Here is an 8,893-nt window from a genome sequence, read left to right as displayed (position 1 = left end):
TCGAGCATCCCGTCCGGGTGGTCCAGGATGAGCAGGTCCTGCACGCCCACCTCCGAACAGGCGCCCCGTTGCTCCGCGGCGCGCAGGGGCCGGACGACATCCGGCGGCTCGGCCATGCCGGCCTCGCCCGCCGTGAGCAGCAGATAGGTGACCTCGATGCCCCGCGCGCTCCACGCAGCGACGGCCGCCGAGGTGCCGTATTCCATGTCGTCCGGGTGCGCGACAATGCACAGCACCCGGACCAGCCGTCGTCGGGAACGGGGAGCAGGGAGGGGATGGTCTCAGGCATGGGCTCAGCCCTTCCGGCCGTGTCAGTGGTGCTCCTAGGGTGGCATAGCGAAGGCCCGGCCAACAGAGGAGAGGGACACCATGAAGGACGATGACCTGACGGAGGCCGGCCGCCACGCGCGGTCCATGGCGGGAGCCGACGGCACCATGCCGGCCCAGCAGCAGGAGCCACCCGGACTCACCGCGCCGATGGATCCGGTGCCGGATCACGGCGAGTCCAGCTGGGTCGGCCGCGGGCGGCTGGAGGGGCTGAAGGCGCTCATCACCGGTGGCGACTCGGGCATCGGCCGGGCCGTGGCCATCGCCTTCGCCCGGGAGGGCGCGGACGTGGCCATCAACTACCTCCCGGAGGAGGCCGAGGACGCCTCGGACACCATCGGGTGGATCGACAAGGCGGGCCGGAACGCGGTGGCCGTACCCGGGGACCTGCGGGACGAGGCGGAATGCCAGCGGATCGCCGAGGAGGCCGTGGCCGGGCTCGGCGGGCTGAACATCCTGGTCAACAACGCGGGCTACCACTGGGCGCGCGGCGAACCGGGGCTCGGCGGGTTGCGCACCCAGGACCTGGACCGCGCGGTGAAGACCAACCTCTACGGGACGCTCTGGCTGAGCCGGGCCTGCCTGCCCCACCTGGGTGCGGGGGACAGCATCATCATCACGACGTCGGTGCAGGCCTACCAGCCCTCGGAGACGATGATCGACTACGCCGCCACCAAGGCGGCCCTGAACAACGTCACGGCGAACCTCGCCGGTGAGTTGGGTGCGCAGGGTATCCGGGTGAACGCCGTGGCCCCGGGGCCGGTGTGGACGCCGCTCCAGCCGGCCACCAAGGAGCCGGAGGCGGTCTCCCACATGGGCGCCGACACCCCGCTGGGCCGGATCGGCCAGCCGGCCGAACTGGCCGGGGCCTACGTGTTCCTGGCCAGTCCCGCGGAGGCCAGCTTCGTCTCCGGCTCCGTGGTGGGCGTGACCGGCGGACTGCCGGTGTTCTGAGCCGGAGGTCAGCGTCCCAGCACGTGCCGCAGGGCGGATTCCAGGTCCGGATGGCGGTAGGTGTAACCGGAGTCCTCCGCCTGGTCCGAGCGGGCGCGCTGGTCCGCCTCAACGAGCAGGCGGTTTCCCTCGGAGCCCAGCACGGCGGTGGGAGCCGCTGCCGGCAGGGGGACGGCTGAGGGACGGCGCAGCACCCGGCCGAGAGTGGCGGCGAAGTCCCGGGCCTGGACGGGCTCCGGCGCGGTGCCATTGACCGGACCCTCCACGGTGTCCGTGAGGGCGGCATGGGCGAAGAGCCCCACGATGTCGTCGATCGAGATCCAGCTCTGCCACGGGTTCCGGTCCTTGCCGGTGCCCAGGGGGCCGCCCGCGCCGAGGAGGAACAACGGCAGCAGTTGCTGCAGGACACCTCCGGCCGGTGTCAGCACCAGGCCGGTGCGGATCATGGCCGTGCGGACCCCGGCCTGGGTGGCAGTCGCCGTGGCGCGCTCCCACTGCTGGCAGACCTCGGCCAGGAAGTCGTCCCCGGGCGGATCGGTCTCCCGCAGACCCTCGCCGCGGGGACCGGTGCCGGCCTCGGCGCCGTAGTAGCCGACCGCGGACGCGTTCACGAGCGCCCGGGCGCGGCCGTCGTCGGCCAGTTCCGCCAGCGTCCGGGCGAGCAGGCCGGTGGCGGCCAGCCGGGACTTCAGCACTTCGGAGCGGTGGGCCTCGGAGAGTCGCCCGCCGATGGTCTCACCGGACAAGTTCACCACGACGTCGGCGCTCCGGAGCGCCTCGGCGTCCAGCGTCCCGGAGGCAGGGTCCCACCGGACGGTCCCGTCTGCAGAGGTGTGGTGGCCGCCGCGGACCAGGCGCAGGACCCGGTGCCCGCCGCCGGTCAGCAGGGCGCACAGCTGGGTGCCGATCAAGCCGCTGGCCCCGGACACGGCGATGGTCAGGGTCCGGGGCTCGCCGGCTTCCCCGTCCTCGGCGGACGGCAAGGGGTGGGCGGCGTGGAAGGCCAGGTCCTCGCGGAGCTGGGCGGCACGGTAGGCGAACTGCCGGTCCAGCTCGGACTCGAGGCGCTCCTCCGTCCACCGCCCGGCCCGGGACCACACCGAGCCCTTGCGGCGCAGGACGGCCCCGGCCGGGAGCTCGTACTCGATGTGGTCGAGGATGACGCACCCGGGGCGGCCGTCCGCGGTGTCCGCCTCTCCGGGGGCCGCGTCCTCGAAGCTGTGTGTGTGGACCCAGGACGTCAGCGGACCGGAGGTCATCTCGTCCCGGAACATGCGGTCCGGTTCCAGGGCGGTGTGCCGAGCCGTCCAGGGGACCTCGGGGGCGAACCACTGCGGCAGCCGGAAGGGCAGGACGGTCCTGGCCAGGCCGGTGGCCGACTCCAGGCCCAGGCCCAGTGACCCCGGGGCGCCGATGCCCAATCGGGCGATCGAGCCGACGTCGAGCCCCTCCGGTTCACGCCGCACGGACCCGGCGAACGGCGGCGTGAGGCGGACGAGCGCACCGCGCCGGGAGAACCAGGCGAACACGGTGGACCGATCATGGGGGACCAGGGAGCGACGTTCAAAGACGGGCATGGGCCAACTCTTCCACATCCGACCTAGGGTGAGGTGGTGATGAGGAATCCAACCGTTGACCGTGGACCCTCGGGCCTGTTCGGGTTGCTGTGGATCGCGATCTGGGGCTTCTCCGGCTTCTTCCTCAGTTACTCGACCATGGTGCCCATCGCCCTGGGCCGAGGACTCTCCTCCGTCACCGGCGGGACCCTGTTGACGGTCATGATGGTTAGCGTCATCGCGGTCCAGCCCTTTGCCCCAGCCCTCCGACAGCGCTGGGGTCCGCGGCGGGCGATCGGCGGCGCGCTGCTGCTGATGGCGGCCGGGCACGGATCCGCCCTGGTCATCAGCCAGCCCATGGCGTCCCTGGTGGTGACCGGACTGGCCGTGGGCTGTGGTTTCGGGATCCTCGTAGTCTTGGCGACGGCGGCCGTCCCGGCGGTCTCGCGGCCCGGCCGGGCGGGCCGGGCCCTCGGGCAGTTCGGGGCCACCACGTCAGCGGCCGCCGCTGTCGGAGCGCCGCTGGGGCTGTGGTTCAGCGGCGTGGTCCCGCTGGAGACGTTCCGGCTCGTCGCCACAACCCTGGTGCTGCTGGCCTTGCTGACGTTGCCCCGGGTACCCGGCCGTGCCAGCCCACTTCCCGTTCGGATGTCACCCATGGAGACCGTGGACGGTGCCGTGGTGGAGCTCCCCGGTTCCGCGGCCCCAGCGGAACCGGCCCCAGCGGATCCGGTCGGCGCGCACCCGGGTGCGGCCCGCGCGTCGGGCCAGGTCTGGTTCGGACTGGTCCCGGTGCTGTTGCCGTTCCTGGTCGGCATGGCAGCCTACGGACTGGTCATCGCCTTCGGTCCGGGCGGGGCAACGGCGAACCCGGCCCTGTTCATCGCCACCATGCAGGGCGCCTCGGTGCTGGGACGCTGGGTGGCCGGTTCCCTCACGGATCGGAGGAACCCCGCGGCGGTGTACGCAGCCGGGATCGCGTTCACCATGGCCGGACTGCTGGCCACCACCCTCGCCCCGCCCGGCTGGCTGCTGGCCGGGGGGCTGGCGCTGCTGGGACTGGGGATCGGCACCGTGCAATCAGCCAGCCTCGTCATGGCTTTCGCCCGGGCCACCAGCCATGGTGCCGCCAGCGTCGGCTGGAACATGAGCTTTGACATTGGCCTGGGCCTGGCCGGGGTGTTCGGCGGGCTCGGGTTCACCTACCTGGGACCGGGCGCCACCTTCGCCGGGGTGGCGGGGCTGCTGCTGCTCGCCTCGATCCCGCTCTGGCTACGCCGCCGTCGCTGAACGGGCTCATCGATGTCGCACGAAATGGCCTCCAAACCCGGATTCGGCGTCAATTCGTGCGACTCAGTTGCCGAGGGGTATTCGGGCTGTGGAAGACTGGTCGGCACGTCACGCACCCAGCGCGGGAGAGCGCCGCCCACCGCCACAGGTCCCCGGACCGACGGAACACCGGGGAAGCGGCCGCCGAAGGAGCAATTTCTCCCCGAGAATCTCTCAGGCACCGGTACCGCGCAGGGCATGGCGACTCTGGAAAGCTCCGGGGCCCAGCGCCCTCGGACACCGACGGTGCAAGGACGTATCCTCCAGATACGGGCGGAATCTCTCAGGTTGATGACAGAGCGGGGAGGTACCGTTCCGTGCCCAAAGCGCCCTGGAGGACCACCATGCAGACCACCACCGCAACCGCCGCCGACGTCCCTGTGTCACGCCACGAACCGCGGGACACCGCCTCAGCACCCTTCACCAGCCGCCACATCGGCCCGCGGCCCTCAGACGCCGAGCAGATGCTGGCCGAGCTGGGCTTCGACTCCCTGGCCGACCTCGTGGACGCCGCCGTCCCCGCTGACATCCGCCAGCAGACCCCCCTGAACCTGCCGCCGGCCCTCACCGAGGCTGCCGTGCTGGAGGACCTGCGCGCCATCGCGAACCGCAACATCGTCAAGACCCAGATGATCGGCCGCGGCTTCTTCGACACCGTCACCCCGCCCGTGGTGCTGCGCAAGGTGCTCGAGAATCCGGCCTGGTACACCGCGTACACGCCGTATCAGCCAGAGATCTCCCAGGGCCGCCTCGAGGCCCTGCTGAACTTCCAGACCATGGTCTCCGATCTCACCGGCCTCGAGATCGCCAACGCCTCGATGCTGGACGAGTCCTCGGCCGCCGCGGAGGCCGTCCTGCTGATGCACCGTGCCAACAAGAAGGCCAAGGACGGCATCACCCTGCTGGACGTGGACCTCTACCCGCAGACCCGGGCTGTGATCGAAGGCCGTGCCCTGGCGCTCGGTCTGGACGTCCGCACCGCCGACCTCGCCGCCGGGCTGCCCGCCGAACTCGGTGCTGACCTGGACGAGAAGGGCCTGTGCGGCATCGTCCTCCAGCAGCCCGGCGACTCCGGCCGGGTCCATGACCACTCCGCCGTGATCTCCCAGGCCAAGGAGCGGGGCGCCATGGTCGCGATCGCCGCCGACCTGCTGTCCCTGGCCCTGATCACGCCTCCGGGAGAGCAGGGAGCGGACATCGCCGTCGGCAACACCCAGCGCTTCGGCGTCCCGCTGTTCTTCGGCGGCCCCCACGCCGCCTACATGGCCGTCCCCAAGGGCCTCGAGCGCCAGCTGCCCGGCCGCCTGGTCGGCGTCTCCCAGGATGCCGCGGGCCGGCCCGCGTACCGCCTGGCCCTGCAGACCCGCGAGCAGCACATCCGCCGTGAGAAGGCCACCTCCAACATCTGCACCGCGCAGGCCCTGCTGGCCATCGTGGCCTCCATGTTCGCGGTCTACCACGGCCCGGAGGGCGTCACCGCGATCGCCCAGCACGCCCACCGCCAGGCCACCCGCCTGGCCGCCGCCCTGGAGACCGAGGGCTTCCGCCTCACCCAGGACGCCTTCTTCGACACCATCCAGGTCTCGGTGCCCGGCCTGGCCCGCACCGTGGTCACCGCCGCCGAGGCAGCCGGGGTCAACCTGCGCCTCGTGGACGCCGGCACGGTCGGCATCTCCTGCGACGAGACCACCACGGACGAGGATCTCGTGGCGGTGCTCTCCGCCTTCGGCGCCCCGCGCGAGTCCCTCCCGGCCCGCCAGGACAGCAGCGCTGACAGCACTGACACCAACGGCGCCACCCACGACGCCGGCGCCCCGGGTTCCGCGCGTATCCCCGCCGCCCAGCGGCGCACCAGCCAGTTCATGACCCACCCGGTGTTCAACACCTACAAGTCCGAGACCCAGATGCTGCGCTACCTCAAGCGCCTCTCGGGCTATGACCTGGCCCTGGACCGGACCATGATCCCGCTGGGCTCGTGCACCATGAAACTGAACGCCACCGCCGAGATGGAGTCCATCTCCTGGCCGGAGTTCTGCTCCATCCACCCCTTCGCGCCCGACCACCAGACCGAGGGCTGGCGCTTCCTGTTGGGAGACCTGGAGGAGAAACTGGCGGAGATCACCGGCTACGCGGCGGTGTCCATCCAGCCCAACGCCGGTTCCCAGGGCGAGTACGCGGGCCTGCTGGCCATCCGCCGCTACCACCTGGACAACGGTGAGGGCGAGCGGGACATCTGCCTCATCCCGGCCTCCGCCCACGGCACCAATGCGGCCTCGGCGGTCCTCGCCGGGCTCAAGGTGGTGGTGGTCGCCACGGCCCCGGACGGCACCATCGACTCGGCCGACCTGGAGGCCAAGATCGAGGCCAACTCCGGCAGGATCGCGGCCATCATGATCACCTACCCCTCCACGCACGGCGTCTACGACGCCGATGTCCGCGAGGTCTGCCGCAAGGTCCACGAGGCCGGTGGACAGGTCTACATCGACGGCGCGAACCTCAACGCGCTCGTCGGTCTCGCCCAGCCGGGACAGTTCGGCGGGGACGTCTCCCACCTGAACCTGCACAAGACCTTCTGCATTCCGCATGGCGGTGGCGGTCCCGGGGTGGGCCCGGTGGCCGTGGCTGAGCACCTGAAGCCGTACCTGCCCAGCGCCGAGCACCCGATCACAGCCGCACCGTACGGTTCGGCCGGCGTCATGCCGATCTCCTGGGCCTACCTGTACCTGATGGGCGGCGAGGGGCTCACCGAGGCCACCCGGTACGCCCTGCTCAACGCCAACTACGTGGCGAAGAAGCTCGGGGACGCCTTCCCGATCCTCTACACCGGCGAGACCGGGCTGGTGGCGCACGAGTGCATCCTGGACTTGCGGGAGCTCACGGCGAAGTCCGGGGTCACGGCTGAGGACGTCTGCAAGCGCCTGATCGACTACGGCTTCCACGCCCCCACGCTGGCGTTCCCGGTGACCGGGACCCTCATGGTGGAGCCGACCGAGTCCGAGGACCTGGCCGAGATCGACCGGTTCATCGACGCCATGCTGGCCATCCACGCCGAGATGGAGGCCACTACTCCTCAGACGCTGGCCGACTCCGTGCTGCGCAACGCCCCGCACCCGGCCGAGGTGCTCACCGCGGACGAGTGGGACCGTAGCTATCCGCGCTCGCAGGCCGCCTACCCGGTGGACTCGCTGCGCCGGGACAAGTACTTCCCGCCGGTGGGCCGCATCGACGGCGCCTGGGGGGACCGCAACCTGTTCTGCTCCTGCCCGCCGATCGAGTCCTTCGAGGAGTCCGATCCCGCCGATGCCGCGGCGTCGGCCACCGCCGTCGAGGACAACATCGAGTCCTCCTCATCCGTCTCCCACTGACAGGACCCACCATGAGCGAGAGCACGAGCAACAGCACCACGCCGCTGCACGGCGTCCACGTGGAGGCCGGCGCCTCCTTCACCGACTTCGGCGGCTGGCAGATGCCCCTGAAGTACGGCTCGGAGCTGGCCGAGCACCAGGCCGTCCGCACCTCCGCAGGACTGTTCGACCTGTCCCACATGGGCGAGGTGCGGGTCACCGGCCCGCAGTCGGCCGAGGCGCTGGACTACGCCCTGACGGCCCGGGTGTCCGCCGTCGCCCCGGGGCGAGCCAAGTACTCGCTGATCTGCACCGAGGCCGGGACTGTTCTGGATGACCTGATCGTCTACCGGCTGGACGGCGGTGGTGACGGCTCGACCGGGCAGGAGGCGCGGGAGTTCCTCGTGGTCCCCAACGCCGGCAACGCCGCGGCTGTGGCGGCTGCGCTGACGGAACGCTCCGCCGGCTTCGATGCCACGGTCCGCAACGAGTCGTCGCAGACGGCCCTGATCGCCGTGCAGGGTCCGGAGGCCGCCCGGATCCTCGCCGCAGTCCTGCCGGAGGCAGAAGCCGCCGAGCTGGACGGGATGAGGTACTACTCCGCCCGTCCGGCCACCATCCGGACCGGTGGGGAAGCCGGCGAGATCGCTGTCCTGGCCGCCCGCACAGGGTATACCGGCGAGGACGGCTTCGAGCTGATCATCGGCCCCGTGGCGGACCGTGGGGTGTTGTCCACCGAGGCCACCGCGGTCTGGCACACGCTCCTTGAGGCGGCGGAGGGCCTCGGCGTCGGCCTGCTCCCGTGCGGGTTGGCCAGCCGGGACTCCCTGCGCCTGGAGGCCGGCATGCCGCTCTACGGCAACGAACTCGACCTCGGCCACCTGCCGAGTGAGTCGGGGGCCGGCAACGCGGTGCCGCTCAAGACCAAGGAGGGCGACTTCGTGGGCCGAGACGCCCTGCTGGCCGCCCGTGAGGCCGGCACCGGCATCACCACCGGACAGACGATCGTCGCGTTGAAGGGTACCGGCCGCCGGTCGGCGCGGGCCGGGTACCCCGTGCTCGACGGCGGCGGCCACCGGATCGGTGAGGTCACCTCCGGGGTCCCCAGCCCCACGCTGGGTCACCCGATCGCCCTGGCCCGCATCGACGTCGCGTTCAAGGACGCCGGCACGGAGCTCTCCGTGGACCTGCGCGGCAAGGCCGAGCCGTTCACCGTGGTGGAACCGCCGTTCTACCGCCGCGCCGAGTAGTGCCGCCGCGCCGGCCGACGGGCCGGCGTCGTCCAGCCTCGGGGTTCCGGGAGAGGAGGGCCCGCTTGGTAGACTTCTCTGAGCTTGCGGGCCCTCCGCGCCACCGTGGTTCTCCTCTGTTGCCCGAGCTTCA

At 71.5% G+C, this 8,893-nt stretch carries 6 protein-coding genes and 1 riboswitch; of the genes, 4 read left to right on the top strand and 2 right to left on the bottom strand.

The annotated features are described in order from the left end of the window. Positions 1–206 (bottom strand): PIG-L family deacetylase (locus AB0333_RS06560; protein ID WP_366217866.1); only part of this gene is annotated, 206 nt, incomplete at its 3' end. A gap of 163 nt (positions 207–369) precedes the next feature. Here AB0333_RS06560 and AB0333_RS06555 point away from each other — a divergent pair. After that, positions 370–1,281, top strand: a complete 912-nt coding sequence (locus tag AB0333_RS06555; RefSeq protein WP_366217865.1) for an SDR family oxidoreductase — start codon at positions 370–372, stop codon at positions 1,279–1,281. 8 nt (positions 1,282–1,289) lie between these two features. Here AB0333_RS06555 and AB0333_RS06550 read toward each other — a convergent pair whose 3' ends face one another. After that, complete coding sequence (locus tag AB0333_RS06550; protein WP_366217864.1) at positions 1,290–2,858, bottom strand: TIGR01777 family oxidoreductase; 1,569 nt, start codon at positions 2,856–2,858, stop codon at positions 1,290–1,292. Positions 2,859–2,897: 39 nt separating this feature from the next. Here AB0333_RS06550 and AB0333_RS06545 point away from each other — a divergent pair, with 39 nt between their 5' ends. The 3 genes from AB0333_RS06545 (at position 2,898) to gcvT (ending at position 8,760) form a co-directional block, all read left to right on the top strand. Next, the gene (locus AB0333_RS06545; RefSeq protein WP_366217863.1) at positions 2,898–4,127 is read left to right on the top strand and encodes an MFS transporter; all 1,230 of its coding nucleotides are present in this window, start codon (positions 2,898–2,900) and stop codon (positions 4,125–4,127) included. Between the two features lie 112 nt (positions 4,128–4,239). After that, positions 4,240–4,366, top strand: a riboswitch (glycine riboswitch). Positions 4,367–4,510: 144 nt separating this feature from the next. Then, positions 4,511–7,531: an aminomethyl-transferring glycine dehydrogenase gene (gcvP, locus tag AB0333_RS06540; RefSeq protein WP_366217862.1), complete on the top strand. Its 3,021-nt coding sequence runs from the start codon at positions 4,511–4,513 to the stop codon at positions 7,529–7,531. A gap of 11 nt (positions 7,532–7,542) precedes the next feature. Then, the gene (gcvT, locus tag AB0333_RS06535; RefSeq protein ID WP_366217861.1) at positions 7,543–8,760 is read left to right on the top strand and encodes a glycine cleavage system aminomethyltransferase GcvT; all 1,218 of its coding nucleotides are present in this window, start codon (positions 7,543–7,545) and stop codon (positions 8,758–8,760) included. Positions 8,761–8,893 lie beyond the last annotated feature (133 nt).

Source organism: Citricoccus sp. NPDC079358 (assembly GCF_040702545.1).
GTDB lineage: Bacteria > Actinomycetota > Actinomycetes > Actinomycetales > Micrococcaceae > Citricoccus.
This window is presented reverse-complemented; position numbering and strand designations above follow the sequence as displayed.